This window comes from Achromobacter sp. Marseille-Q0513 (genome assembly GCF_018195695.1).
Classification (GTDB): Bacteria; Pseudomonadota; Gammaproteobacteria; order Burkholderiales; family Burkholderiaceae_B; genus Achromobacter.
Map to the genome: position 1 here is coordinate 1 of NZ_JAGTJY010000006.1, position 24,897 is coordinate 24,897.

Sequence of the window (24,897 nt, forward strand, 5' to 3'; positions counted from 1 at the left end):
GCGCGGCCAGGGCCATCGCCAGCGGCAGCAGCACGGCGCAGGCCAGCGCGATCAGCAGCGCGTCGTTCCAGGTCTTGCCGGCCAGGTTGCCGTTCAACCAGGTGGCGGCCAGGTGGGCTTGCTCGCGGCGCAGGTTGGACAGCGCGTACTGCACGAAGGCCAGCGCCAGCGCGCCCACGGCGATGCCGGCCACGACCATGCGCTGCGGCGCGGCGAAGCCGGCGCCCGAGCCGAACCAGACGGCGGCCATGGCCAGCAGCGCGCCGGCGGCCGCGCCCCATGCCACCGGCAGCAGGCCCGGCCAGACCATGGCGGCGGCCACGGCGCCGGCCGAGGCGCCGGCGGTCAGGCCGATCACGTCCGGGCTGCCGAGCGGATTGCGGGTCACGCTCTGGAACAGCGCGCCCGACAGGCCCAGCGCCGCGCCCGCGCCCAGCGCGGCCAGCGCGCGCGGCAGCCGCAGGGTGTAGGCCAGCCACTGCTGCACCGGCGTGCCGCCGCCGGCCAGCACCGTGGGCAGCTCGCGCCAGGACAGGCCCTGCGCGCCCAGGGTCAGCGCCAGCGCCACCGACAGCAGCATCAACAGGATCAGCGCCGCGCCATAGGCCAGCGCGCGCGGCGGCAGCGGCACGGCCAGCCAGCGGCCGGCGCGCAGCATCGGCGCGGCGTGGACGGGACGCGCGCGCACCTCGCCGCAGGCGTCGTGGGCGGGAGGCGCGCTCATCGAGCTGCCCCCTGGTCGCGACGCAGCGCGGCCAGCAGGAAGGGCGCGCCGATGAAGGCCACGACCACGCCGGTCAGCAGCTCGGCCGGCGCGCGCAGCAGCCGCGCCAGGATGTCGGCGGCCAGCATCAGGACCGGGCCGAGCAGCAGGCAGAACGCCAACTGCCAGCGCAGATCGGGGCCGGCGAGTCGGCGCGCCAGGTGCGGCACGGCCAGCCCGACGAAGGCGATCGGGCCGCAGGCCGCGGTGGCGGCGGCGGCCAGCACCGCCATGCACAGCAGGCCGGCCAGCCGGTGGCGGCCGGCCGACAGGCCCAGGGCGCGCGCCATGCCGCCGCCCAGCGCCAGCAGGTTCAGCGGCCGCGCCAGCGCCAGGGCCAGCAGCAGGCCGGCGGCGACATAGGGCGCGGCGCGGCCGGCGGCGGCCAGGGAGTGGCCGGCCAGCGAGCCCACGGCCCAGAAACGGTAGACGTCGAAGATGTCGCTGCGCAGCAGGGCGATGGCCTGCACATAGGCGTACAGCACGGCGTTGATGGCGGCGCCGGCCAGGATCAGGCGTACCGGCATCAGCCCGCGTCCGCCCGCGCCCAGCCAGTACACGGCGGCCGAGGCCGCCAGCGCGCCGGGCAGCGCGGCCCAGAACGGATGGGCCGGCAGGCCGCCAGTGACCAGCGCCAGCGTGACGATGGACGCGGCCGCGCCGGCGTTCACGCCCAGCAGGCCGGGGTCGGCCAGCGGGTTGCGGGTCAGCGTCTGGATCAGCGCGCCGGCCACGGCCAGCGCCGAGCCGGTCAGGCAGGCGAGCAATGTGCGCGGCACGCGCGAGGCGACCACCAGCGCCGCGTAGCTGTCGTCGGGCCGGGTCAGCGCGCGCCATACGTCGGCGGGCGCCAGGTCCTTGGAACCCAACCAGAGACTGCCCAGCGTACAGGCGGCCAGCAGCAGGGCGCACAGGCCCAGCGCGCCCCAGCGCGCGCGAGCCGTCATGGGGCGGCCTTGCGCGAGATGCGGGCCTGCCGCGAGTCAGGCCGGTGCATCACGAACGTGTACATCACATGCCGGTGCATCATGGACTCGCGTGCTTGCCGGGGCGGGCGCGCAATGCGGCGGCGGCCAGTTGCGGCGCGAGCCGGTCCAGCATCCAGTCCACCGCCAGCGGCGCGCCGGACGAGGACGCCATGACCAGCGACGGATCGCTCAGGGCCACGTAGGCTCCGCGCTGGACGGCCGGGATGGCGGCATAGAGCGGCATGGCCGCCGTCTTGTCGCGCTCGGCGTCGTTGTAGAACCAGGACACCAGGATGTCGACGTCTGCCAGCCGGTCGGCATGCTCGAAGCCCAGGTAGTGCGCGAAGTGGCCGGCGCTGGCGCGCAGCTGGCGCACCGAGGGGGCCAGGGCCAGGCCCATGGCGCTGATCGTGTCCACGCGCGGATCGCCCGCCACATAGGTGGCGAAGTTGCCGGACCCCAGGTCGGCGCGCACGTAGGCGAAGGTCTTGCCGGCCAGTTGCGGGTTGTCGCGCGCGGCGCGCTGCAAGGCATGGGCGATGCGGGCCTTGAGCGCGTCCGCCTCGGCGCGCTTGCCCAGCGCGGCGGCGATCAGGTCGATCTGCGTGTCCATCGGCGTCAGGAAGGGATGTTCCGGATAGGCCACCACGGGAACGAAGCGCGACAGCTGTGCGTAGGCCTGGGCGCTCATGCCGGAGAACGGCGCCAGCACCACGTCGGGCTGCAAGGCGATGATCTGTTCCACGTCCAGTTCCGGGTATTCCGTGATCAGGGCAGGCAGCGGGGCGCCGCGAGCCTCGATGGCGGCGCGCACCCAGGGCCAGTAGTGCCGGGCATCGCCGCCCCAGTCGGCGCGGCTGACGCCCACCGGCACCACGCCCAGCGACACGGCCAGGTCGTCGGCGCCCAGGCCGATCGTGACGACGCGTTTGGGCGGGGCCTTGATGATGGCCGTGCCGAGCGCGCCTTGCAGCGTCACCGGGAAAGCGGCGGCGGAATCGGTGGCGGGAACGGCGGAGGTGGCCGCCGGCGCTTGAGAGGTGTCGGTCGCGCCGCCGGCCGGCCGGTCGCAACCGGCCAGCGCGAACGCGCACAGGCAGGCCGCCGCGCCCAGGCGCAGCGCCTGCTTCCATGCTGGGAAAGAAAAACGCATCCTGCCTTGCCGCTCCCTCGATCAATATTGCGCGCGCAGCGTCAGCATGACGTTGCGCGGCGCGCCCCACCAGCCCTGGCTGAAGAAGCCGATCTGGTCGTAATACTTGCGGTCGAACACATTGTTGACGTTCAGCGTGGCCGAGACGCGCTTGCTGAAGTCGTACTTCGCCATCAGGTTGACCAGGGCGTAGCTGCCTTGCTCGACGTCCACGTTGCCGCGCGGGCTGGCGGCCGATTGGTACATGCGGCTCTGCCAGTCCACGCCGCCGCCCACGGTGAGCCGGTGCAGGTCGCCCGGCAGGCGGTAGGTGGTGTAGAGCTTGAACAGGCTGCGTGGATGGCTGGTGTTGATGGGCTTGCCGTCGGCGTCCTTGGCGGTGAAGTGCGTGTAGCTGGCGCTGACGTTCCAGCCCGGCATGAGCTGGCCGGTGGCTTCAAGGTCGATGCCCTCGACCTTGGCGCCGGACACGGCGCGCGAGGCCTGCATGGTCGGGAAACCGGGCACGCTGGAGCCCGGGATCACCTGGGCCAGGTTGTTCTGGCGGGTCTGGAACAACGCGGCGGACGCGTTCAGCTGGCCTTCCAGATAGGCGCCTTTCAGTCCGATCTCGTAGCTCTTGCCATCGACGGGCGGCAGGATCGAGCCGCTGGTGTCGCGCGCGTTCTGCGGCAGGAAGATCTCGGTATAGCTGGCGTAGGCCGTGTAGGTGCTGTTGATGTCGTAGATCAGGCCGGCGTAGGGCGTGAACTGCTTGCTGATCTTGTACTTGCTGGCGCGGCCGAAGGAGACCTGGTTGGTGTCCCAATCGCTCCAGCGTCCGCCCACGATCAGATGCAGCGGTTCGGCCAGCGCGAAGCGTCCGACCACGTAGGTGCCGGTCTGCTTGGTGCGCACGTCGTCGGCGGGCGACTTGGCGCCCGACCAGGTCGGTTCCTGGATATGGTCCTGGCGCCAGTTGAAGTAGCTGCCGATGGCGGGTGCGGGGCCGACCATGGCGTATTGCTGGATATCGCTGTGGTCGTCGATGCTCATCCAGCCCACGGCGACCTCGTGCCGCAGGCCGAACAGCTGGAACGGCGCGTTCAGCGACAGGTGGATGTCGTCACGCTTGCGCACGCCGTCGTAGTTGGCGAAGTTGGGCCGCTGCGAGATCGCGCCGGTGACGCGGTCGGGGTAGCCGCCGCGGTAGACCTGCTTCATGCGGTAGTCGCCGTCGTTGTGGCTGTAGGCCGCGCGCAGCTTCCAGTCATTGGCGAAGCGGTGGGTGAGGTCGACGAAATAGGTGGTGGTCTCGGTGTCCTGGCGGGCCCAGCGGGCGTTGTTGGCGACCGAGCGGTTGAAGTCGGTGCGCGAGCCGTCGCTGTAGAACAGCGGGAAGCCGCTGCCGAAGCCGTTGCTGATGCTGCGCTGGTATTCCACGCTGGCCGTCAGCACTGTGTCGGGCGTCAGGTCGGCGCTGACCACGCCGTAGAAAGTGCGCCGGCGCGAGTCCAGGAAGGTCACGTTGCTGTCGCTCTGGCTGTAGGCGGCGACGAAGCGCGAGCGGATCTTGCCGTTTTCGGTCAGCGGCACCGACAGGTCGGCCTCGCCGCGCAGATAGTCCCAGCTGCCGACGCTGACGTTGGCCGAGGCGGCGAAGTCGCGCAGCGGGCGCTTGCGGATGAAGTTGACGGCGGCCGAGGGGTTGCCGGATCCGGTCATCAGGCCGGTGGCGCCGCGCACCACTTCCACGCGGTCGTAGATGGCCGCGTCCATGTCGGTGGAGCCATAGTTCCACTGGCTCAGGATGGGCGATGCCAGGCCGTCGAACTGGATGTTGTCGATGGCGAAGCCGCGCGCCGAGAATGAATAGCGGTTGCTGTCGCTGCGCGTCATCGAGATGCCGGGCGCTGACGACAGGATGGCCGCGGTGTCGCGCAGGCCCTGGTCCTCGATCTGTTGGCGCGTGACCACGCTGACCGATTGCGGCGTTTCGCGCGGCGCCAACGTCAGGCCCGTGGCGGTGCTCATGGACTCGGTGGTGTAGGAATTCGTGCCTTCGGTGGTGCCGCCCAGGCCGGAGCCCGTCACGGTCACGGCCGGCATCTGGGCCACGCCGCCCGGCGCGGACGGGGTCTCTGCGGCGACCTGGGCGGTGGCGTTCTGGTGGGCAAGGGCAGAGCAGAGCAGGGCCGTCTGGATTGCGTGGGTCAAGGGGCGCGCCCGGCGCGGCAGCGCGGCGGGCGTGGGCAAAGCGGACGACATGGCAACGAACTCCGGCGAAATAGGCAACGAGCTGAACGGAAAAATCTGGTAATGAGAATTATTGATTTTTACGTATGGACTGATGTATGCCTGATGACGCGATCCATATGGCAAATGCCGCCGGGACTCCGCCGGAACGGGCGCGAAGCAATAAAGGGATGGCGCCGCGCGGAATGGCGCCGCGCGCGAGCGTGCGGCCAGGGATCGGCTGCTCAGCCCGGTTCGGCGTTGGCCAGCGGCTGCGGCTTGCGATGCAGCCAGGCCCAGCCCAGGGCGCTGGCCGCCACGCAGGCCAGCATGGCCAGCGCCAGGCGCAGCGGCTGGCCATAGACCAGCGGCACGCACCAGCCGCTGACCAGCGAGAAGGTGAGCATCTGCATGAAGCCCAGCACCGAGGCGGCGGTGCCGGACAGCTCCTGCACCCGCGCCAGGATGCGCAAGGTCATGGCGGGCACCGACATGGCCAGCCCGCAGGTGAAGACGCCGGGCAGGATCACGGCCCAGGGCAGCGCGGGCCGGCCAGCCGCCGCCACATAGGCCAGGTTGGCCAGGCAGCTGCCGCCCATCAGCAGATAGGCCAGCGCGGTGACGCGCGCGTCGGTCCAGCTGCCCGCCTTGCGCGCGGCGAACAGCGCGCCCAGCATGGCACCGGCCACCAGCGGCACGAACAGGTAGGCGAAGTCGGTTTCCTGCAAGCCCAGCACGTTCGTGATGAAGTCGGGCGCGGCGCCGATCAGGAAGCCCTGGGCGGCGAAGACCAGGCTGAAGGCCAGCCCCAGCGACACGAAGCGCGCGTCGCCCAGCACCCGGCCGTAGTTCCGGGCCAGGCCGCGCCAGGACAAGGGCTGGCGCTGCTCCGGAGCAAGGGTTTCGGGCAGGCGCAGCGCGCACAGCGCCAGCGCGGCCGTGGCCAGTACCGCCAGAAGCAGGAACACGGCGCGCCAGCCCTGGTGCGCGGCCAGGTAGCCGCCGACGATGGGCGCCAGCGCTGGCGACAGGTTGAACACCAGGATCAGATAGGACATGGCGCGGCGCGCCACCGCGCCCTCGTAGCAGTCGCGCACGATGGCCTGGCCCACCACGATGCCGGCGCCGGCCGACAGGCCCTGCAGCGCGCGCGCCGCCAGCAGCCAGTCGAAGTCCGGGGCGGCGGCGGCCAGCAGCGCGCCGGCCACGTAGCAGACCAGGGCCGTCAGCACCACGCGGCGCCGGCCCAGCGAGTCGGACAGCGTGCCATGCAGCAGCAGCATGGCCGCATAGCAGAACATATAGACCCCGAGCGTCAGCTGCACGGTGTCCTGCGGCACGCCGAACTCCCGGCTCAGCGCGCCGAACGCAGGCAGGTAGGCGTCGATGGTCGCGGGCGCGACGCAGGACAGCAGGCCCAGCATGAGCACCATGACCGGAAAGGCAGGCAGGGGAACGGGGCGGGACACGGGCGCTTCCATGGCAAGGGCCGCCCGGATTGGGCGGCATTGCGTCATGGTGGCCCAGCCAGGCCGGCGTCGGGAATGCGCAATGCCGGCGGAGCAATGGCTGCCGCCGGAAGCAGACGGCAACGCGCGGGAATACGGGCGGCGGGGATGGGGTAGAGGCCGCCATCGCGTCCGCGCGCCGATTCAGTTCAGTTCGCTGGGGGCCACGCCGTAGCGCTCGCGGAAGGCCGTGGCGAAGTTGGTGGCGTGGCGATAGCCGACGAAATGCGCGGCCTGCTGCACGCTCCAGCCCTGGGCCAGATGCTGGCGGGCCACTTCCAGCCGCCGCTCGCGCAGCCAGCTGAACACCGATTGCCGGTAGGCGGCCTGGAACTTGGCGCGCAGCGTGCTGGGGCTCATGCAGGCCAGTTTGGCCAAAGCCTCCAGCGTGTGGTCCTCGCCCGGCGCGTCGTGCAGCCGTTCACGCACGCGTTCCAGCAGTTGCCGGTCGCGCTGCGACAGGCTCTGATCGGCGGGCGGCGCCTGGTCCAGCGAGGCCAGCGCATGCGCCAGCAACTGGGCGCCCACGCCCTCGCGCAGCAGGTTGCGCAGCGGGTGGTCCCAGCCGCAGTCCAGCAGGTGCTCGATGGCCAGCAGCAGATGGTTTTGCACCTGCCAACGCCGCAGTCGCAGGCCGGCCGGCGAACGCAGCGCCTTCCAGATCATCTCGCTGGCGCGCTCGTCGCCCGCCGCTTCCGGCTCGGACAAGGACAGGTTGACGCTGCGCAGGCGCTGGCCGGCCGGGTGGATGCCGGTCATGGCGGCATTCTCGCCGTACAGGGCGCTGATGCCGCTATGGGCCAGCAGCGGCACGTCGTCCTGGCGGTCGAGCTGGGCGCGGGCCTGGCCCTGCAGCATGATGATGGCGGAGAAGCGCGGCGTCATGAAGGACGTGGCTTCGTAGTGATGGTGCACCTGCAGGTCGGACACGACCAGCGTGACGCCGGGCCGGATCTGGTGTTCCTCGACGCGGCCCTCGGCGATGCAGAGGGCGTCGTGGTCGGCGCGCGGCGTGCCCAGCTTGGGCAGGCGGTAGCTGAAGCCGGCCGGGCCGCCCATGCGGTTGAAATCCGCGACGGTGAACCTGGCCGTGGGAGGATTGGGTGGGGTCAAGGTCGTCATCCGCGCTGCTGGTTGAAGCCGACGGCCATGGGCGCGCCGTGGCTGGGGAGATCCGAGACAGGGTGAAAATGAGAATAGCACGGATTTCTATTTATTTATTTGCATGCCGGATCGACCGTTGATCGTTGTCGAACCGCGCTATGGTGAACCAAGCGGTCGATTCTCCCGTTTGTCGAGAGCTTGTGCAATTTTTGGCCCTTGTATGCCTGGAACCCGTGGCAGGCGCTCACGCGCTACGTCGATACCGCATAGAGACCGACGCAGCCCAGATCCGTACGCGCGCCCAGCCGGCCATCGGCCGTCCAGGTGAGGGCGACGCGCTTGACGATCTGGTCGATTGCGATCTTGTTCAGCGGGCGCATCGTGGCCAGCTCATGCACGTGGACGTGGCCCCGCATGTGAAAAGCGATGCGGCCGCGCGCGGCGTCCAGGGCGAAGTTGCTGCTGCCGGGGTCGGCCGCCTCGGGCCAGCCGGCCCGGGGCGCGGCGCTGGCCAGATCGAAGGCCAGCAGCCGCCATCCTCCATAGTTCTCTTTGACGATCAGCGCACGCCGGTCGGGCGTGAAAGCCAACTGTCCGACCATCTTGAAGTCGCCTTCGATGATGGCTTGCCGGGTGCCGCCGGCGATATCCAGAACCTGGATGCGGCCCGGTTGCACGCAGTACGCCAGCAGGGCGCTGTCCGCCGACAGCGCGCCCTCCAGCTGGGGCGTGTGGCCGCCGTACAGCTCCGGCTCGATGGCCAGGCGCAGCAGATCCTTGCCGGCGGCCAGGTCGCGCACCACGAGTTCAGGCTGTTCGTGCCAGGCCGCCACGGCGCCCTGGCAATCCAGGAAGCTTGCCGGCTTGCCGTTGGCCCGCGTCAGCGGTTCGATCAGGCCGGTGGCCGGCGTCCAGGCGCGGATCTGGTGGTCGGCCAGCAGCAGGACTCGCTCCAGGCCCGCCACGGGCAGCATGCGCCACAACAAGGTATTCGGCCCGGCAAAGGCAAGGCGCTCGGCGCTGCCGTCCGGAGCGAGGCGCCAGATTTCGTCGCCCTGCCGGGTATCGTCGTAGCGGTTGAGCAGCAGGCCGCCGTCCAGTTCCGCGATGGCCAGGGCGCCGGTGTAGCCGCCGCCCAGATGCCTGAGCATGACGGGCTCGCCCGACGCGGCGGCGGGCGCGGCCAGCACCATGCCCTTGCGCAGGCGCGCGCCTTCTTCCTTGTCCAGGTAGCGACGGGCGCAAGCCGCATCCGCTTGCGGTTTGTCCGTTTCCTTGAGTTTGCCCGGCATGCCGGCAAAGATGGTCACGTTGATCCCGTCGGTTCGCGTGCCCCAGACTTTGCCGGTGGCGGGATCGTGGAAGCTGCGGATACGGGTCATGCGGGCCTCTTGCGCGTATGCCGCGTGGCGGCAGAGGGCGGGCGCATGGCGCCGCCGGGTCGCCGGCGGGCTGCGTGGTCCGCTGGCGGTCCCGTCGATTGTAGGGCGGCGCGCCGCCATGGCTTCCCGGGAACGGCGGCCGCTGGCATGCGGGGCAGGATCAGGCCGCGCAATTGCCGATGCGGTCTCCCATGACGCGCCGGTACCACTCATGGAAATGCAGCATGCCGTCCTCCATCGGCGACTGGTACGGGCCGCTCTCGGACACGCCCCGGCGCAGCAGGGCGAGCCGGCCGGCGTCCATGCGTTCGCCGATCTCGTCGTCCTCGACGGCGGTTTCCATATAGGCGGCGCGCTGGGCCTCGACGAACTCGCGCTCGAACAGCGCGATTTCCTCGGGGTAGTAGAACTCGGCGATGTTGATGGTCTCCTGCGGGCTCTTGGGATAGAGCGTGGACAGCACCAGCACGTGCGGATACAGCTCGATCATGTGGGTGGGGAAGTAGGTCACCCAGATCGCGCCGTAGTCCGGCGCCGAGCCGCCGCGATAGCGCATCAGCGTGTCGTGCCAGTCGCGGTACACGTCGGAACCGGGCTTCTCCAGCGAATCGTGCACGCCGACGCGCTGCAGGCTGTACTGCTCGGCGAATTCCCAGGACAGATCCTCGCAGGTCACGAAGCGGCCCAGGCCTGGATGGAAGGGGCCGACGTGGTAGTCCTCCAGGTAGACCTCGATGAAGGTCTTCCAGTTGTAGTTGCATTGATGGACTTCCACATGGTCCAGCACGTAGTCGCTGAAGTCGAACTCCGGCCGGTTGAAGAGCCGGCCCAGGTCGGCCAATGGATCGCGCGGTCCCTCGAACAGCAGGCCGTGGCAGGATTTCAGCGGGAAGCGCGGCAGGTTCAGGCAGGGCGTGCTGGGGAATTGCGGCGCGCCCAGGATCTGGCCGCGGTTGTCGTAGGTCCAGCGGTGCAGCGGGCAGACGATGTTGCCGCCGGTGGCGGTCAGGTTGCCGGCGGGATTGCCCGGCCCGGTCACGGCGCCGGTCTGGCCGCCCAGGATCAGGGCCTGGCGGTGGCGGCAGACGTTGGAGATCAGCTCGACGCCGCCGGCGTTGCGCACCAGCACGCGGCCGCCTTCCTCGTGCGGCAGGCGGCGCCAGTCGCCGGGCTCGGGCACGCCTTTCTCGTGGCCGACATAGATGGCGGATTGCTTGAATATGGTTTCCTGCTCGCGGGCGAACAGCTCTTCGTCGAAATAGGCGCGCACGTGCAGCGGGCTGAGCGCCTGCTGCACATGCGCCAGGCTGGCGATGTCCGTCATGATCCGACTCCTAGGGCCTGGGCGCGGCGGGCTCAGGCGGGCACGGCGCTTTCGGCGTCCAACCGCGCGATGCGCTCGGCGGTATCCAGTTTGGGGCAGGTGCTGCAATAGTCGCCGTCGCGCCTGCGGAAGTGATGGCAGCAGACCTGGCGGTCCACGGCGATGACCGGCAGGCCCTCGCGCTGATAGGCCAGGTAGCCGCTGCGGCCGGCGATGCCCAGCCGCGTCAGCCAGTCGGCCGCGGTCTCGCGGGCCCAGGCATTGGCGGCGGCGGGCTCGCCGCTGCGCGCGGCCTGCAGGGCCGACAGCACGCAATCGGCCTGCATGCAGGCGGCGGCGCGGGGATTCAGGCTCAAGACCTGGGTCAGCTCGCGGTAGAACGCGGCGCAGATCTGCCGCAGCTGGGCGGCGATGGCGTCCATGCGCTGGCGCAGGCAGCCGCGCAGCGGGTCGTGGCGGCCGATGCTGTAGCCGCAGATGAAGCCGTTGACGACCGGCTGGTCGAGCCGGCCCAGGTCGGGCGCGATGGCGCTGCGGTGCGCGGCGATCATGCCCAGGTAGATGGGCTGCCAGATCAGCAGGCCCCAGCAGCGTAGCGCCAGATAGTGCGGGCCGGCCTCGGGATGGCGCTCCAGCCACCAGTCGCGCAGGTCGCGGATGGCGGCGGCGTTGTCGGCGCCGGGACGGATGCCGGACGCGGGCGGAGCGCCGTCCGGGGCATCCGCCCGGCGGTCCGCCGTGCTCTCGTGTTCGCCCTCGACCCGGCCTTTCAGGCCGGGCACGAGGGTGGCGGTCAGCGCCAGCAGTTCATCCAGCTCGCGGCTCACCGGGGCATCCTCACGCGGCGGCGCGGACGGCGTCCGCCTCGGCCTGGTCCAGCCAGCGCGGGCGGAAGCGCGCGATCGGGTTGACCAGGTTGGGGGCCATCTGGAAGCTGCCGATGGGATCGGCCAGGTTGACCATCTGGAGGTTGTTGGCCAGCTGCAGGCGGTTCAGGCACGAATGGATCATGTCCGGCGCGTACAGGTCGTACTGGCGGTACTTGGCCAGCCGCTGCGGATGCGCTTCCTGGTAGGCCGCGACGCGGCCGGCCACCAGTTCCCAGAACGCGTCCTCCTGCATCAGGCCGGTCTCGGCCAGGATGTGGCTCAGGTGGCGGAAGTAGCCCTCGAACACATCCACGAAGATGGTCAGCAGCTTGTATTCCTCGGGCACGTCGGCGGCCAGCCGGCGCGCGTTCTCGGGCAGCGCGGCGGCCGGGTTCAGGATCGACGATTCCTCGGCGATGTCCTTCATGAAGGCGCGCACCGGCACATGGTCCTGCACCACCAGGATGACGTTCTCGCCATGCGGCATGAACACCAGGTCGTGGGCGTAGAAGCAATGCACCAGCGGCGTCAGGTAGGCGTCGACGTAGCGGCGCAGCCAGGCGTCCACGGTCAGGCCCGAGGCGCGCACCAGCTCGGGCAGCAGCGCGCGGCCCTGCGGATCCACGTGCAGCAGCGCGGCCATGGTCATCAGGCGCTGTCCCGGCGCGATCTGGTTCAGCGGATTGTCGCGCCACAGCGCCGAGAACATCTTCTTGTACGGCGTGTCCACCGGGATGGCGGCTTCGTAGTAGTAGTTGCGAAAGCCCAGCGATGCCGCCTCGCGCAGGATGGTGAAGCCGTTCGCGCGCAGCCACGGGTCGGACGCGATCAGGCCGTGGATGTACTCGTTGATGGCCGGCGTGCCTGACATGTAGTACGGCGACAGGCCGCGCATGAAGCCCATGTTCAGGATCGACAGCGAGGTCTTCACATAGCGCTTGGCGGGCTGGCTGATGTTGAAGAAGGTGCGGATCGACTGCTGCGCCAGGTACTGGTCCGCGCCTTCGCCCAGGCACACGATCTTGCGGTTGGCGACATAGGGGGCGAAGGCCAGCGACAGCTTGTTGAACCACTGCCACGGATGCGAGGGCATGAAGTAGTAGTCGGCCGGGTCCAGGCCCTGGCCGCGCAGCCGCTCGGTGAAGGCGGCCACGGTCTGCTCGCCCAGCTCCTCGCGCAGCAGGCTGTCGTAGTCCATGTCGGACAGGCAGGCGAAGTGCGCGTTGTCCTTGTGCACCGCCAGCCACATCACGCGGATCGGCGCGGCGGCCTCGGGGGCGTAGGCGTGGTAGTCCTCGGCGTCGAAGCCCAGGCGGCCGTTGTTGGCGACGAAGCTGGGGTGGCCCTCGATCATCGAGGTCTCGATGGTCTGGTAGTCGGCCAGCGCCAGCTCGGCGGCGCCCGGGGCGGCGCGGCCATGCTTGTAGGCGCTGCCGTGCAGCGTGCTGGTGATCTCGTCCAGGTAGATGGGCAGGCGGTCGGCGGGCAGGGCCAGGCGGTCGCGCACCTCGATCACGAATTGCAGCGCGTCCAGCGGCGCGGGCGCGCCGGCCACGGTCTTGGCGATGGATTCGGGCGCGATGCGCCAGTGGCGCATGGCCATGATCTGCGCGTCGAAGCGGTACTCGGCGCCTTCGGCCAGCGCCAGCCGGTAGCGGTCGAAGCCGGGCTTGTCGGACGGGCCCAGGCGCTCGGGCTCCAGCAGCCATTCATGCGCGTATTCCGAGATGGCCTTGCGCACCAGCAGGCGGTTGACCTTGGCCCAGACCTCGGGTTCAAGGTGGCTGGCGACCTGGGACGGATGTTGGGCGGCGGGGTGGCTCATAGGGTGGACTCCTGAAGTTGGGCCTGCTCGAACTGGGCGCGGGTGCAGAAGGCGAGGCTGGCGGTTTTTTCGCGGAACCGGGCCTGCCCGGCGTAGACGAATCCCATGGCCAGGTTCAGCGCATGGATCTTGGCGTTGTTGGCGTCCGGCTCGACCACCACGCGGGCGGCGTTGAGCCGGTCGAACAGGAAGCGCATGACCAGGGCGAAGACCTCGCGGCTGAAGCCCGGGATGCGTTGCGTGGGGGGACCGATGAAGATGTGCATGCCGATGTCGCCCGGACGCACGGGGTAGTGCTCGCCAATTTGGTCGTGGGCGGGGTCGTAGCACTCGGCCAGGAAGGCGGGGCGGCCCTGGTGCGAGCCGAGCCAGGCCTGGGCATGGCCACTGCCGCACAGCGCGGCGTAGAAGTCGCGCACCTGCGCCACGCTGTGGTCCTGCATGGACCAGAAGCGCGCGTAATCCATCGCGAACCAGCGTTGCAGCAGCGGCGCGTCGGCCTCGGGATCCAGCGGACGCAGCGCCAGGCCGGCGCCCTCGTCATAGCATTCGCGGGCGTGGCGGTCGATCTCGCCCAGGAAGGTGGCCATCATGGTCATCATCGTGGTTCCCTCGTGACTCATACGGTGGCGGCGCGATGGCCGTCCATCATGGGCATCAGCTCGGTCGCGGCGGCATGCAGGCGCTTGCCGGCGGCGCGCCGGTCCTGGCGATGCGCCAGCACGCCGCTGGCGGGCGGACGGAACTCCTGCAGCGCGGTGTGGGCCTCGACCGGGTAGTGCTCCACGCCGGTCAGCTCGCGCAGGATCAGCGAATTGCGGTGGCAGCAGAAGCCCAGGTCCGGGTTGGTGACGCCGTGGCTGAGCAGGCCGGTGTTCTGCACGTAGATCTCGCCGCCGTCGTGGTCGATGGCGTAGTTGCGGCCGATCCGGTAGCTGCCGTCCTCGTTCCAGGCGATGCGGTCGTGGATGGGGTTGATGCACGCGGGGATGCTGTGCGAGTAGCCAGTGGCCAGCACCAGACCGTCGGTGGCGTGGCTGAAGGGCTGGGCGTAGTCGACGTGCTGGAATTCCAGGTGATAGCGCGCTTGCGCGCGGTCGTAGCGGCAGGCGCGCAGCTCGGAATTGGTGAGCAGGGTGTAGCGCCGGTCGCCGTCGTGGATCTTCTCGTCCAGCAGGTCGTAGATCTGGTTGATGAGCGAGGCGTTGATGCCCTTGTACAGGCTGCTCTGCTGCGCCAGGATCTGGCGGCGGCGCGCTTCGGGCAGATCGTAGAAGTATTCGGTGTAGTCGGGCGAGATCAGTTCCAGCGTGAGCTTGGTGTTCTCCATCTGGAAAAAGCGCGGCGAGCGCGTGATCCACGCCAGGCTGTAGTCATGCCCGGCGCTGTCGCGCAGCAGGTCGTGGAAGACCTCGGCCGCGCTCTGGCCGCTGCCCACGATGGTGATGGCGTCGCGCTGCTGCAACTGCGCCTTGTTGCGCAGGTAGTCGGCGCTATGGATATAGGGCGCGGCGCGGCGGTCGCAGCAGGCGGGCAGGGACGGTTGCGACCCCAGGCCCAGCACCAGCTTGCGGCAGAGGACCATGAAGCGCTCGCCGGTGGCGGCGTGCTGGCCGGTGACCAGGTAGGTGTTGCTGTCCGGATCGTGCAGCACGCCCTGCACGTCGCTGTTGAAGCGCAGGTTGGGCAGGCGGGCCACGACCCACTGGCAATAGCGGTTGTACTCGGCGCGGCTCAGATAGTGGTTCTCGCGCATGTAGTACGAATAGATGCGGCCGGTCTGCTTGCAGTAGTTCAGGTAGCTGTACTCGCTGCGCGGATCGGCCAGGCTGACCAGGTCCGCCAGGAAGGGGTTCTGCAGCGTGGAGGCCTCGATCAGCATGCCCGGATGCCAATCGAAGCCGGGCTTTTTCTCCAGGAACAGCGCGCGCACGCCGGGCAGCGGCGCGGACAGGCAGGCCAGGCTGAGGTTGAAGGGGCCTAGGCCGATAGCCACGAAGTCATAGATTTCTCGATTCATGATTGGAGTCGCCTTTGCTGAGTCTGCGTTGCGCGTGCGCTGCGGTCGGCACGGGAAGGGAAGCGCCCGGGACTGGCGTCAATCGGGCGGGATGGGCCGGCACAGGTAGACCAGCCGGAGGGCGCGCGCGATCAGCGGGGGACTGCCTTTGCCGGAATTGCAATATCTTGTAATGCACATGGGTGTGATTTTCATTTGCAATGCAGCAACTCTAGCAAATACGGGTTTGTGCTGACACGCACCGCGCCGGCTTGCGAGCGGTCGGCATATGCAGGGTGGCGGTCGGCATAGGGACGTGTCCGGGGCCCCGGGGCGTGTGGGACAATGCCCGCGAACTGTTCCGTGGCGCGCCTGTGCGCCGGCGGCGCAACGGCAGGACGGAAGGGAATCAGGATGGAATCCAGGCATATCAAGCCGCGCGCGGCGCGCATCCGCACAATCGCCGGCGCGGCGCGGGACGAGGGCCGCGTACATGGCTGACATGCGGCCGCGACTGGCGCTCAAGGCGGTGCGCAGCGCAAGGCTGGCCGCCGTCGATCTGGCGCTGGCGCCCGGCGAGTGCGCGGCGGTGATGGGGCCGTCGGGCTCGGGCAAGTCCTTGCTGCTGCGCCAGGTCGCCGACCTGGATCCAGGCGAGGGCGAGGTCGAACTCGACGGCGCGCCGCGCTCCGGCATGGCGGGCTACGAATGGCGCCGCCAGGTCATCTACTGCCAGGCCGAGGCCGGCTGGTGGGAAGAGCGCGTGGCCGCGCATTTCGACGATGCGGCCGCCGCCGCCGGGCTGGTGGAGCGGCTGGGGCTGGCGCCCGAAAAACTGCAGGCGCTGGTGCGCGAACTGTCCACCGGTGAACGCCAGCGCCTGGGCCTGGCGCGCGCCTTGGTGAAACGGCCGCGAGCGCTGTTGCTGGACGAACCCACGGCGGCCCTGGATCCGGACGCGACGGTCCGGGTGGAAGGCGAGGTCCGCCGCTACCTGGACGAAGGCGGCGCGGTGTTGCTGGTCACGCACAGCGAGGAACAGGCGCGGCGCCTGTGCCGGCGCGCGTGGCGGATGCGACAGGGCAAGCTGGAGACGCTATGGACGTGATACGGCTGCAAGCCACGGACCTGCTGGTCGCCTCCTGCCTGGTGCTGCTGTGCGCGGCGATTTCCTTCGCGCTGCGCCTGGGCATGCAGCGCCAGACGCTGTGGGCGGCGGCGCGCACCGTGGTCCAGTTGCTGCTGGTGGGCCACATCCTGAAGCTGGTGTTCGCGCATGCCGCGCCCTGGCTCACCGCCGTGGTGGCGGCGGTGATGATGGGCCTGGCCGCGCGCGAGGTCGCGGCGCGGCCCAAGGCGCGGCTGGCCGGACACGGCAACGGCTGGGTCGGGGCGGCGGCGGTTGGCGCCACCACGCTGGTGACGGCGCTCTTCATTCTCAACACGGCCTTGCGGCCGGATCCCTGGTACGACCCGCGCTACGTGATCGCGCTGGTCGGCATCGTGCTGGGCAGCGTGCTCAACGCCGCCAGCCTGGCGCTGGACGGCATGCTGGCCGGCGCGTCGCGCGAGAAGCTGGCGATCGAGGCGCGCATCTCGCTGGGCGCGCCGCCCCGGCTGGCCTTCGCCACCGTGCTGCGCGAGTCGGTGCGGCGCGGCATCCTGCCCAGCATCAACCAGATGTCGGCGGCGGGCATCATCACGCTGCCCGGCATCATGACGGGCCAGATCATCGCCGGCATGGATCCGGTCGAGGCGGCCAAGTACCAGATCCTGCTGATGTTCCTGCTGTGCGGGGCCAGCGGCATGGCGGCGATGGGCGCGGCCTACGGGGCCATGCGGCGGTTGAGCGACGGGCGCGGTCGGTTGCGGCTGGACAGGTTGCACATGCCCGATTGAGTGCATGCGGCGACGGGCGGAGCGGGCTTCGCCCGCTGCCTCTCGCCGGCCACTCCGGCTGCTACGGTCGGTCACCAATTCAATGAAAACTCGACGCGCGCCGGGTGATAATGCGCCGGCGCGGAAATGCCTCCGCGCCGCGTTCGCTCATGCGGGTGCGCCGCGCCGTGATGCGCCTTCCTTCAGCGGAGACGGAAGCGCGCCTGGGGGCGCGGGATCGCCTGGGCCTGCCGTTCCCTCGGGAGTCGTTCAGCTCCAGGCGGATTTGGCAAATAACGCCGGCCAGACCGGCACGAAAACGGGATCGTTACATTGATGAGCATTACCGAAATGTTTGCGTGGCTGACCAGCGAAAACGGCCTGATGGCCCTGCTGGCGCAGAACTGGGTGCTGGGCACCCTGATCATCGCCCTCATCATCTTCGTCGAGACGGGACTGGTGATCATGCCCTTCCTGCCGGGCGATTCACTGCTGTTCGCGGCGGGCGCCTTCCTCGGGCTGGCGGGCATCGATCCGCTGACCTCCATCGCCATCATCACGGCCGCCGCCATCGCCGGCGACGCGCTCAACTACACGATCGGTTCTTCCCGCTGGGGCCAGAAGCTGGCGCACAGCCGATGGATCAAACCTGCTCACATGGAGCGCGCGCGGGAATACTTCGCGCGCTTCGGCGCCATGACGATCACCGTCGCGCGCTTCGTGCCCATCGTGCGCACCCTGGCGCCTTTCGTGGCCGGCCTGTCGCAGATGCCGCGTGGCCGCTTCTATGCCTACAACGTGGTCGGCGGCGTCGTCTGGTGCAGCTCGATGATGCTGGCCGGCTACTGGCTGGGCTCCATCCCCTGGGTCCGGGCCAACCTGCATTGGGTCTCGGTCATCATCATCGGCCTGTCGCTGATCCCCGTCGCGCTGCAATGGCTGCAGGTGCGGCGCCTGGCGCAGCAGCGCTGACGCCAGGCGCTGGGCTGGCACGCTACTGACTAGACCAGGCGCTGCGGCGTCCGGCCGCGCCAGCCCAGCATGAAGTAGCCCGACTGCAGGACCAGCATCGCCATGAAGGCCAGGGCGTAGGCCCACCAGATGCCTGACAGGCCGATGCGCGCGTCCAGCCACCAGGCGGCGGGCAGTTCCACCGCCACGATCGCCAGCACGCCCAGCGTGGCGGGCACGAGCACCGTGCCGCTGGCGCGCATCACGCCCGACAGCACGGACGCGCAGCCCAGCGCCACCACGCTCCACGCCACGATGCGCAGCAGTTCGCCGGCCTGCGCGGCGGCGGCCCCGTCCTTCAGGAACAGGCCGATGGCATACGGCGCCAGCGCATAGGCGACGCAGACGAACAGGCCCGTCACCGCCACGTTCATCATCAACCCGGTGCGGGCGATGGCGCCCAGTCGGTGGCCGCGTCCGGCGCCGATGGCGTGGGCGGCCAGGATGGTGGCGCTGATGCCCAGCGACATCGCGGGCAGTTGCAGCCAGCTCATCAGCTGCGTCACCGCGCCATAGGCCGCCGTGGCCTGCGCGCCGTGGCGATTCACCAGCCCCAGCAACGCGATTTCGGCCGCCGCCATGGTCAGCATCTGCAGGGCCGCCGGTACGCCGATCTTCAGGATCGCGCGCGTCAGCGCCGGGTCGAAGCGCAGTTCGCGCAGCAGGGCGGCATTGGGCGCCAGGGGATGGCCCCGGCGGCGCCAGCGCCACGCCAGCCAGCCCAGCGCCAGCGTGAAGCCGAGCAGCGTCGACACGGCCGGACTGAGCACGCCCAGCCTGGGCAGCCCGGCCCAGCCGGCGATCAGCGCGGGCGTGCACAACATCGCCACGCCGGTCGCCAGGAGCAGCGTCCACATGGGCGAGACGGCATCGCCCACGCCTCGGCTGATGGACGTGGCCAGCCACAGCAGGAAAATCAGCGGCGCGCCGATCAGCATCACGCGGGCGTAGCGCACGGCGTCATCGAGGATCTCGGGCGGCGTGTCCAGGGCCTTGAGCAGCATGGGGGCGGTCAGGCCGCCGATCACGCTGACGATCAGGCCCACCGCCAGCACCAGCGCCAGGGCGGTGCCGGCGACGGCGCGCGCCCGGGCGGGATTGCGGGCGCCCCAGGCCTGGCCGGCCAGCACGGTGGCGCCGATGCTCAGGCCGATGATGATGGCCAGCAGGAAAAAGAACACGGGAAAGAAGGCCGACACGGCGGCGATCGCGTCCAGGCCGATCATCTGGCCGAGATAGATGCCGTCGATGGTACCGGCGGCGGCCTGCAGCGTGTTGGTCAGCATCATGGGCGCCAGAATGGCCAGATAGGCTTTCCATAAGGGCGGGGCTTGCAAGGGAGGCAAGGTGGTTGCCTGGGTCATCGCGTTTCCTTGGGCGATACGGGGCCTGTCCGCGACGGAAAGGGTTCCGGCGGAAGGTCATGGGTCCGTGGGGAAGTGGTTGGTATGCCTGTCCGCGAGGCGGCGCGTCAGTGGCGCGCAATCGGGCCGGGCAGGCAGGTGCAAATATTACCCAGACAAAATAATCAAATCAATATGTCCGGGTAAAAATATTTGAATCAGACCCTGGCACGCGTGGCGGCGGCACGGGGTGCCAGGATCGGAGGCAGCGGAGCGGGACAAAAAAAACGGCGGCCCCTCGCGGGACCGCCGTTCTTTTTCCTGGCGCATCCGCGCGTAACGCGGATCGCCGGGCAGGGCAGACGCTTAGCCGATGGAGGCCAGGATCTGGTTCAGCGTGGCGCTGGGGCGCATGGCCGCGACAGCCTTGGCCTCGTCCAGCTGGTAGTAGCCGCCCAGGTCCACGGGCTTGCCCTGGGCCGCCTTCAGCTCGTCCAGGATGCGGGTCTCGCGCTCGCCGAATTCCATCGCGGCGTTGGCGAACAGCTTGGCCAGCGCGGCGTCCTCGGTCTGGGTGGCCACGGCCTGGGCCCAGTACATGGCCAGGTAGTAGTGGCTGCCACGGTTGTCCAGGCCGCCGACCTTGCGGGCGGGCGACTTGTTCTCGTCCAGGAACTTGGCGGTGGCCTGGTCCAGGGTCTTGGCCAGCACCTGGGCCTTGGCGTTCTTGTAGGTACGGCCAAGGTGATCCAGCGATTCGGCCAGGGCCATGAACTCGCCCAGCGAATCCCAGCGCAGGAAGCCTTCTTCCACGAACTGCTGCACGTGCTTGGGCGCGGAACCGCCGGCGCCGGTCTCGAACAGCTCGCCGCCGGCCATCAGCGGCACGATCGACAGCATCTTGGCGCTGGTGCCCAGCTCCATGATGGGGAACAGGTCGGTCAGGTAGTCGCGCAGCACGTTGCCGGTCACCGAGATGGTGTCTTGGCCGGCGCGGATGCGCTTGAGCGAGAACTTGGTGGCTTCGACCGGATCCAGGATGCGCAGGTCCAGGCCGCTGGTGTCGTGGTCGTTCAGGTACTGCTTGACCTTGGCGATGACCTGCGCGTCGTGGGCGCGGTTCTCGTCCAGCCAGAACACGGCCGGGGTCTTGGTGGCGCGGGCGCGGGTGACGGCCAGCTTGACCCAGTCCTGCACGGCGGCGTCCTTGGTCTGGCACATGCGCCACAGGTCGCCGGCCTCGACGGCCTGCTCCAGCAGCACCTTGCCCGAGGCGTCGGTGACGCGCACGGTGCCGGCGGCCGGGATGACGAAGGTCTTGTTGTGCGAGCCGTATTCCTCGGCGGCCTGGGCCATCAGGCCGACGTTGGGCACGCTGCCCATCGTGACCGGATTGAAGGCGCCGTTGGCCTTGCAGTCCTCGATCACGGCCTGGTAGACGCCGGCGTAGCAGCGGTCCGGGATCACGGCCTTGGCGTCCTGCAGTTCGCCGGCGGCGTTCCACATCTTGCCCGAGTCGCGGATCATGGCCGGCATCGAGGCGTCGACGATCACGTCGCTGGGCACGTGCAGGTTGGTGATGCCGCGGTCGGAGTTGACCATGGCCAGCGCCGGCAGCGTCTTGTAGGCCGCGTCGATGTCGGCGGTGATGGCGGCCTGCTGGTCGGCGGGCAGGCTCTGGATCTTGGCGTACAGGTCGCCGATGCCGTTGTTCGGGTCGAAGCCCGCCAGCTTGAGCGCGTCGGCGTGCTTGGCCAGCACGTCCTTGTAGAACACGGACACCACGTGGCCGAAGATGACGGGGTCGGAGACCTTCATCATGGTGGCCTTCAGGTGCACCGAGAACAGCACGCCCTGGGCACGGGCCTCGTCCACCTGCGCCTGCAGGAAGGACTTCAGCTTGGCGGCGGACATGACGGCGGCGTCGATGATCTCGCCGGCCTTGACCGGGGTCTTGTCCTTGAGCACGGCGACGGCGCCGTCGGCGGCGGCCAGCTCGATCTTCAGGTCGCCGGCGTCGGCGATCAGGGCCGATTTCTCGGTGCCGTAGAAGTCGCCTTCGTTCATGTGGGACACGTGCGACTTGGAGTCGGCGGCCCAGGCGCCCATCTTGTGGGGGTGCTTGCGGGCGTAGTTCTTGACCGACAGCGGCGCGCGGCGGTCGGAGTTGCCTTCGCGCAGCACGGGGTTGACGGCGCTGCCCTTGACCTTGTCGTAGCGCGCCTTGACGTCGCGCTCGGCGTCGTTGGCGGGCGAATCCGGGTAGTCGGGCAGCTTGTAGCCCTGGGCCTGCAGCTCCTTGATGGCGGCCTTCAGCTGCGGCATCGAGGCGCTGATGTTCGGCAGCTTGATGATGTTGGCTTCCGGCTTGACGGCCAGCGCGCCCAGTTCGGCCAGGGCGTCGCCCAGCTTCTGGCTTGCTTCAAGATAGTCGGGGAAGACGGAGATGATGCGGCCGGCCAGCGAGATGTCGCGCGTTTCGACGGTGATGCCGGCGGACTTGGCGAAGGCCTGGACGATGGGCAGCAGCGAACGGGTCGCCAGCGCCGGAGCTTCATCGGTAAAGGTATAGATAATCTTCGGAGTAAGAGACATGATCCTTGAATCTGCCCGGCGCCTCGCGCTGGGCGCGGACCTGGGCATGCTGTGCGGCGCTAGCCGGTAGTGTTGTCGAGAGTGGCCAAACATGGCTGCCGCCCGGCCTTTGTCACGGTCCAGTTGCTCGACCGTCCAGGTGGGTGCCGCAGTCACTAATCGAACATTGTAATACCGTGGCAGGCTCGGAGGACAGCGGCGCGGGCGTCGGGCGTCCATTTGACAAACGGTCGGGCTTGGCGGAAAGTACGACCCATGAATGCACGCGTCGCCAGCATCTCGCTGATTATTATTTCCATCATTCCCGAAATGGTGGGTTAGCCAGCGACCGCATTCAGTCACAGCCACCCGCCCAGACAGGCGGGGTTTTTGTTTCACGATGACTCCAGCCCGGTAGTTCGCTGGACTGCGACGTAGCCCGATACAGCAGGTTTATCAATAGCTTACGCGCTTCCATCATATGCCGGTGCTTTCTGAAACTTGACCCGGTTCTCCCTCGCGCCGCTCCTATCTGGCTCCTGGAATCCGGGTCGTTCCAAGGAGTCATCATGGCAAAGATCAAGCTCACCAAGACCGCCGTAGAGTCGGCGCAACCCCAGGCGAAGGACATCGAACTACGGGATACCGTCGTGCCCGGCTTCCTTTGCAAGATTACCTCGACGGGACGCCGGGTGTTCATGCTCCAGTACCGCACGAACTCTGGCCAGCCCCGCAAGCCCTCGCTGGGACTCTACGGGGAGCTAACCGTCGAACAGGCGCGGGTCAAAGCGCAGGACTGGCTGGCCGAGGTTCGCCGGGGTGGTGATCCCGGCGGTGCCAAGGCCGAGGCGCGCAAGGCGCCCACGATGGCCGAGTTGTGCAAAAAGTTCATGGAGGACTACTCCAAGAAGCGCAACAAGGTCAGCACGCAGGACGGCTACCAGGGCGTCATCGACCGCAACATCATCCCGCTGCTGGGCCGCAAGAAGGTGCATGACGTGAAGCGGCCCGACATTGCGGGGCTCATGGAAAAGCTGGCCTACAAGCCGACCGAGGCCAACAAGACCTTCGGCGTGCTGCGCAAGATGTTCAACTTGGCCGAAGTCTGGGGCTTCCGCCCGGACGGCACGAATCCGTGCCGCCACGTCCCGATGTACCCGCCGGGCAAGGAAACCCGGCTCATCGTGGACGAGGAAATGGTGCGGATCTTCCGCCAGTTGGAGAAACTGGAGGCGGAGGGGCTGGAGAACTACGTCATCCCGTTGGCGATCCGGCTGCAATTCGAGTTTGCGGCGCGGCGCTCCGAAATCTGCCCGCTCGAATGGAGCTGGCTGGACTTCGAGAACCGGCGCGTGGTGTGGCCCGACAGCAAGGTTGGCGGCATTTCCAAGCCCATGAGCGAGGAAGCCTATCGGCTGCTTTCGACGGCGCCGCGTCTGGAAGGCTGCCCTTACGTCCTGCCGTCGCCGAACGACCCGGCCAAGCACCTGACCTTTGGCGAGCACTATGGCGGCTGGTGCCGGACGCTCAAGGCCGCCAGCGTGCCGCACGTAGGCACGCACGGCATCCGTCATCGCTCGACCACCGACATTGCCAATTCCGGTGTGCCGACCAAAGTGGGAATGAAGCTGACGGGCCACAAGACCGTGGCGATGTTCATGCACTACGTCCACACCGAGGACAAGCCGGTGCGCGAGGCGGCCGAGCTGGTGGCCAGCCGCCGCCAAGCCATCACGGGCGCGCGGCAGCTTGCGGAGGCGGTGGCATGAACGGGCGCCGGCCATCAGCAGCATCGCTCGCAGCGCCCGCGGCGCTGCTGGGCGACATTCGGGCACTGATCGAGGCGGCGCGCTTGCGCGCCGCCTCGACGGTGAATAGCGAGCTTACGATGCTCTACTGGCGCATCGGCCAACGCATCCACACGCAGGTCTTGGACAGGCGCCGGGGCGCCTACGGCAAGGAAGTTCTGCCCACCTTGGCTGCGCAGTTGGTGGAGGAGTACGGCAGCAGCTTTGCAGAGCAGAACTTGCGCCGCATGGTGCAGTTCGCCGCCACCTTCCCCGACGAGCGAATTCTCGTATCACTGATACGAGAATTGAGCTGGACGCACTTCATCGCCCTGATGCCGCTGAAAGACCCGCTCCAGCGGGACTACTACGCACAGATGGCCAGCACCCAACGCTGGAGCGTGCGGACGCTGCGCGAGCGTATCGACTCGATGCTGTACGAGCGCACGGCGCTTTCCCAAAAGCCGGAAGAAACCATAGCGCAGGAGTTGGCGACCCTGCGCGATGCGCAGCGCATGTCGCCGGCCCTGGTCATGCGCGACCCGTACATCCTCGACTTCCTGGGCCTGCGGGACACTTGGCAGGAAGGCGACTTGGAAGCGGCGATCATCCGTGAAATGGAGTCCTTCCTGCTGGAGCTGGGCGCGGGCTTCTCATTCGTCGCCCGGCAGAAGCGCATTCCGATCGACGACGAGGATTTCCACCTTGACCTTCTGTTCTACAACCGCAAGCTGCGGCGGCTGGTTGCGGTGGAGTTGAAGGTAGGTGACTTCAAGGCGGCCTACAAAGGGCAGATGGAGCTTTACCTTCGGTGGCTAGACAAGCACGAACGGGAGCCGGAGGAAGCCTCGCCGCTCGGGATCATCCTTTGCACCGGCAAGAAGCGCGAGCAGATCGAATTGCTGGAGCTGGACAAGTCCGGCATCCACGTTGCCGAGTATCTGACCGCCTTGCCGCCGAGGGGCGTGCTGGTGGAGCGGCTGCAACAGGCAACGCAACGGGCGCAGTTGCAAATCGAGCAGCGCAAGACGGACAACGAGTAGTCCTGTCCCAAGCAGTCGGGCGTCCCGGCGTGCCGCCGTCGCGCTGTCGTGCTGCGCATCGAGCTTCGCTGCGCGAGTCTCGCCCCTGTCGGGCTTCCATCACTGACGCCTCCGTCCCGGCTCGTTGATCCGGGCCTGCGCGCTCCGCTTGC

Annotated in this window: 19 protein-coding genes; 5 read left to right on the forward strand and 14 right to left on the reverse strand. The window is 68.7% G+C overall.

All coding sequences use genetic code 11. The annotated features are described in order from the left end of the window. From KDH83_RS02730 to KDH83_RS02785, 12 genes are all read right to left on the reverse strand, one after another. Positions 1–724: iron chelate uptake ABC transporter family permease subunit (locus KDH83_RS02730; protein ID WP_212312660.1), on the reverse strand; the 724-nt coding region annotated here is incomplete at its 3' end. After that, complete coding sequence (locus KDH83_RS02735; protein ID WP_212312661.1) at positions 721–1,710, reverse strand: iron ABC transporter permease; 990 nt, start codon at positions 1,708–1,710, stop codon at positions 721–723. The genes KDH83_RS02735 and KDH83_RS02730, both read right to left, overlap by 4 nt. Before the next feature lie 79 nt (positions 1,711–1,789). Next, positions 1,790–2,884, reverse strand: a complete 1,095-nt coding sequence (locus KDH83_RS02740) for an ABC transporter substrate-binding protein (RefSeq protein WP_212312662.1) — start codon at positions 2,882–2,884, stop codon at positions 1,790–1,792. Between the two features lie 21 nt (positions 2,885–2,905). Beyond that, positions 2,906–5,131, reverse strand: coding sequence for a TonB-dependent siderophore receptor (locus KDH83_RS02745; protein WP_212312663.1), 2,226 nt, complete (start codon positions 5,129–5,131; stop codon positions 2,906–2,908). A 212-nt stretch (positions 5,132–5,343) separates the two neighbouring features. Continuing rightward, the gene (locus tag KDH83_RS02750; protein WP_349291594.1) at positions 5,344–6,567 is read right to left on the reverse strand and encodes a multidrug effflux MFS transporter; all 1,224 of its coding nucleotides are present in this window, start codon (positions 6,565–6,567) and stop codon (positions 5,344–5,346) included. Positions 6,568–6,750: 183 nt separating this feature from the next. Then, entirely contained in the window at positions 6,751–7,728 is a 978-nt protein-coding gene (locus KDH83_RS02755; protein WP_212312667.1) for a helix-turn-helix transcriptional regulator, read from the reverse strand. Positions 7,729–7,961: 233 nt separating this feature from the next. Then, positions 7,962–9,092, reverse strand: coding sequence for a hypothetical protein (locus KDH83_RS02760; protein ID WP_212312668.1), 1,131 nt, complete (start codon positions 9,090–9,092; stop codon positions 7,962–7,964). Positions 9,093–9,252: 160 nt separating this feature from the next. Next, on the reverse strand, positions 9,253–10,416 hold the full coding sequence (locus KDH83_RS02765; RefSeq protein ID WP_212312670.1) for an aromatic ring-hydroxylating dioxygenase subunit alpha: 1,164 nt from the start codon (positions 10,414–10,416) through the stop codon (positions 9,253–9,255). Between the two features lie 32 nt (positions 10,417–10,448). Beyond that, the gene (locus tag KDH83_RS02770; protein WP_212312672.1) at positions 10,449–11,243 is read right to left on the reverse strand and encodes a siderophore ferric iron reductase; all 795 of its coding nucleotides are present in this window, start codon (positions 11,241–11,243) and stop codon (positions 10,449–10,451) included. A gap of 10 nt (positions 11,244–11,253) precedes the next feature. Beyond that, on the reverse strand, positions 11,254–13,110 hold the full coding sequence (locus tag KDH83_RS02775) for an IucA/IucC family siderophore biosynthesis protein (RefSeq protein WP_212312674.1): 1,857 nt from the start codon (positions 13,108–13,110) through the stop codon (positions 11,254–11,256). Next, positions 13,107–13,712, reverse strand: coding sequence for a GNAT family N-acetyltransferase (locus KDH83_RS02780; protein WP_212312676.1), 606 nt, complete (start codon positions 13,710–13,712; stop codon positions 13,107–13,109). The genes KDH83_RS02775 and KDH83_RS02780 overlap by 4 nt, the downstream gene beginning before the upstream one ends. Before the next feature lie 17 nt (positions 13,713–13,729). Then, on the reverse strand, positions 13,730–15,130 hold the full coding sequence (locus KDH83_RS02785) for a SidA/IucD/PvdA family monooxygenase (protein ID WP_212312678.1): 1,401 nt from the start codon (positions 15,128–15,130) through the stop codon (positions 13,730–13,732). 472 nt (positions 15,131–15,602) lie between these two features. Here KDH83_RS02785 and KDH83_RS02790 point away from each other — a divergent pair, with 472 nt between their 5' ends. The 3 genes from KDH83_RS02790 to KDH83_RS02800 all read left to right on the forward strand — a co-directional run bounded on the left by KDH83_RS02790 (position 15,603) and on the right by KDH83_RS02800 (position 17,959). Then, positions 15,603–16,217, forward strand: a complete 615-nt coding sequence (locus KDH83_RS02790; protein WP_212312680.1) for an ABC transporter ATP-binding protein — start codon at positions 15,603–15,605, stop codon at positions 16,215–16,217. Next, positions 16,208–17,008, forward strand: a complete 801-nt coding sequence (gene fetB / locus KDH83_RS02795; protein WP_212312682.1) for an iron export ABC transporter permease subunit FetB — start codon at positions 16,208–16,210, stop codon at positions 17,006–17,008. The genes KDH83_RS02790 and fetB overlap by 10 nt, the downstream gene beginning before the upstream one ends. A 315-nt stretch (positions 17,009–17,323) precedes the next feature. After that, positions 17,324–17,959, forward strand: coding sequence for a VTT domain-containing protein (locus KDH83_RS02800; protein ID WP_103274367.1), 636 nt, complete (start codon positions 17,324–17,326; stop codon positions 17,957–17,959). Between the two features lie 29 nt (positions 17,960–17,988). Here the strand turns inward: KDH83_RS02800 and KDH83_RS02805 are convergent, their stop codons facing one another. Together KDH83_RS02805 and KDH83_RS02810 are read right to left on the reverse strand one after the other, a co-directional pair. After that, positions 17,989–19,362, reverse strand: coding sequence for an MATE family efflux transporter (locus KDH83_RS02805; RefSeq protein WP_212312684.1), 1,374 nt, complete (start codon positions 19,360–19,362; stop codon positions 17,989–17,991). Positions 19,363–19,707: 345 nt separating this feature from the next. Continuing rightward, positions 19,708–21,936 carry an NADP-dependent isocitrate dehydrogenase gene (locus tag KDH83_RS02810; protein ID WP_212312686.1) on the reverse strand — a complete coding sequence of 743 codons (2,229 nt, stop codon included), beginning with the start codon at positions 21,934–21,936 and terminating at the stop codon, positions 19,708–19,710. A 548-nt stretch (positions 21,937–22,484) separates the two neighbouring features. Here KDH83_RS02810 and KDH83_RS02815 point away from each other — a divergent pair. Further along, a complete protein-coding gene (locus KDH83_RS02815; protein ID WP_001062689.1) occupies positions 22,485–23,684 on the forward strand; it encodes a site-specific integrase in 1,200 nt (399 codons plus the stop codon). After that, the gene (locus KDH83_RS02820; protein WP_003092331.1) at positions 23,681–24,745 is read left to right on the forward strand and encodes a PDDEXK nuclease domain-containing protein; all 1,065 of its coding nucleotides are present in this window, start codon (positions 23,681–23,683) and stop codon (positions 24,743–24,745) included. The genes KDH83_RS02815 and KDH83_RS02820 overlap by 4 nt, the downstream gene beginning before the upstream one ends. Positions 24,746–24,897 lie beyond the last annotated feature (152 nt).

Excerpts from the sequence above, each read along its gene's own strand:
- fetB (WP_212312682.1), top strand. The coding sequence starts at position 16,208 with ATGGACGTGATACGGCTGCAAGCCACGGACCTGCTGGTCGCCTCCTGC.
- KDH83_RS02805 (WP_212312684.1), bottom strand. The coding sequence starts at position 19,362 with ATGACCCAGGCAACCACCTTGCCTCCCTTGCAAGCCCCGCCCTTATGG.
- KDH83_RS02785 (WP_212312678.1), bottom strand. The coding sequence starts at position 15,130 with ATGAATCGAGAAATCTATGACTTCGTGGCTATCGGCCTAGGCCCCTTC.
- KDH83_RS02815 (WP_001062689.1), top strand. The coding sequence starts at position 22,485 with ATGGCAAAGATCAAGCTCACCAAGACCGCCGTAGAGTCGGCGCAACCC.
- KDH83_RS02775 (WP_212312674.1), bottom strand. The coding sequence starts at position 13,110 with ATGAGCCACCCCGCCGCCCAACATCCGTCCCAGGTCGCCAGCCACCTT.
- KDH83_RS02800 (WP_103274367.1), top strand. The coding sequence starts at position 17,324 with ATGAGCATTACCGAAATGTTTGCGTGGCTGACCAGCGAAAACGGCCTG.
- KDH83_RS02735 (WP_212312661.1), bottom strand. The coding sequence starts at position 1,710 with ATGACGGCTCGCGCGCGCTGGGGCGCGCTGGGCCTGTGCGCCCTGCTG.
- KDH83_RS02820 (WP_003092331.1), top strand. The coding sequence starts at position 23,681 with ATGAACGGGCGCCGGCCATCAGCAGCATCGCTCGCAGCGCCCGCGGCG.
- KDH83_RS02760 (WP_212312668.1), bottom strand. The coding sequence starts at position 9,092 with ATGACCCGTATCCGCAGCTTCCACGATCCCGCCACCGGCAAAGTCTGG.
- KDH83_RS02780 (WP_212312676.1), bottom strand. The coding sequence starts at position 13,712 with ATGATGACCATGATGGCCACCTTCCTGGGCGAGATCGACCGCCACGCC.
- KDH83_RS02765 (WP_212312670.1), bottom strand. The coding sequence starts at position 10,416 with ATGACGGACATCGCCAGCCTGGCGCATGTGCAGCAGGCGCTCAGCCCG.
- KDH83_RS02810 (WP_212312686.1), bottom strand. The coding sequence starts at position 21,936 with ATGTCTCTTACTCCGAAGATTATCTATACCTTTACCGATGAAGCTCCG.
- KDH83_RS02740 (WP_212312662.1), bottom strand. The coding sequence starts at position 2,884 with ATGCGTTTTTCTTTCCCAGCATGGAAGCAGGCGCTGCGCCTGGGCGCG.
- KDH83_RS02755 (WP_212312667.1), bottom strand. The coding sequence starts at position 7,728 with ATGACGACCTTGACCCCACCCAATCCTCCCACGGCCAGGTTCACCGTC.
- KDH83_RS02745 (WP_212312663.1), bottom strand. The coding sequence starts at position 5,131 with ATGTCGTCCGCTTTGCCCACGCCCGCCGCGCTGCCGCGCCGGGCGCGC.
- KDH83_RS02790 (WP_212312680.1), top strand. The coding sequence starts at position 15,603 with ATGGCTGACATGCGGCCGCGACTGGCGCTCAAGGCGGTGCGCAGCGCA.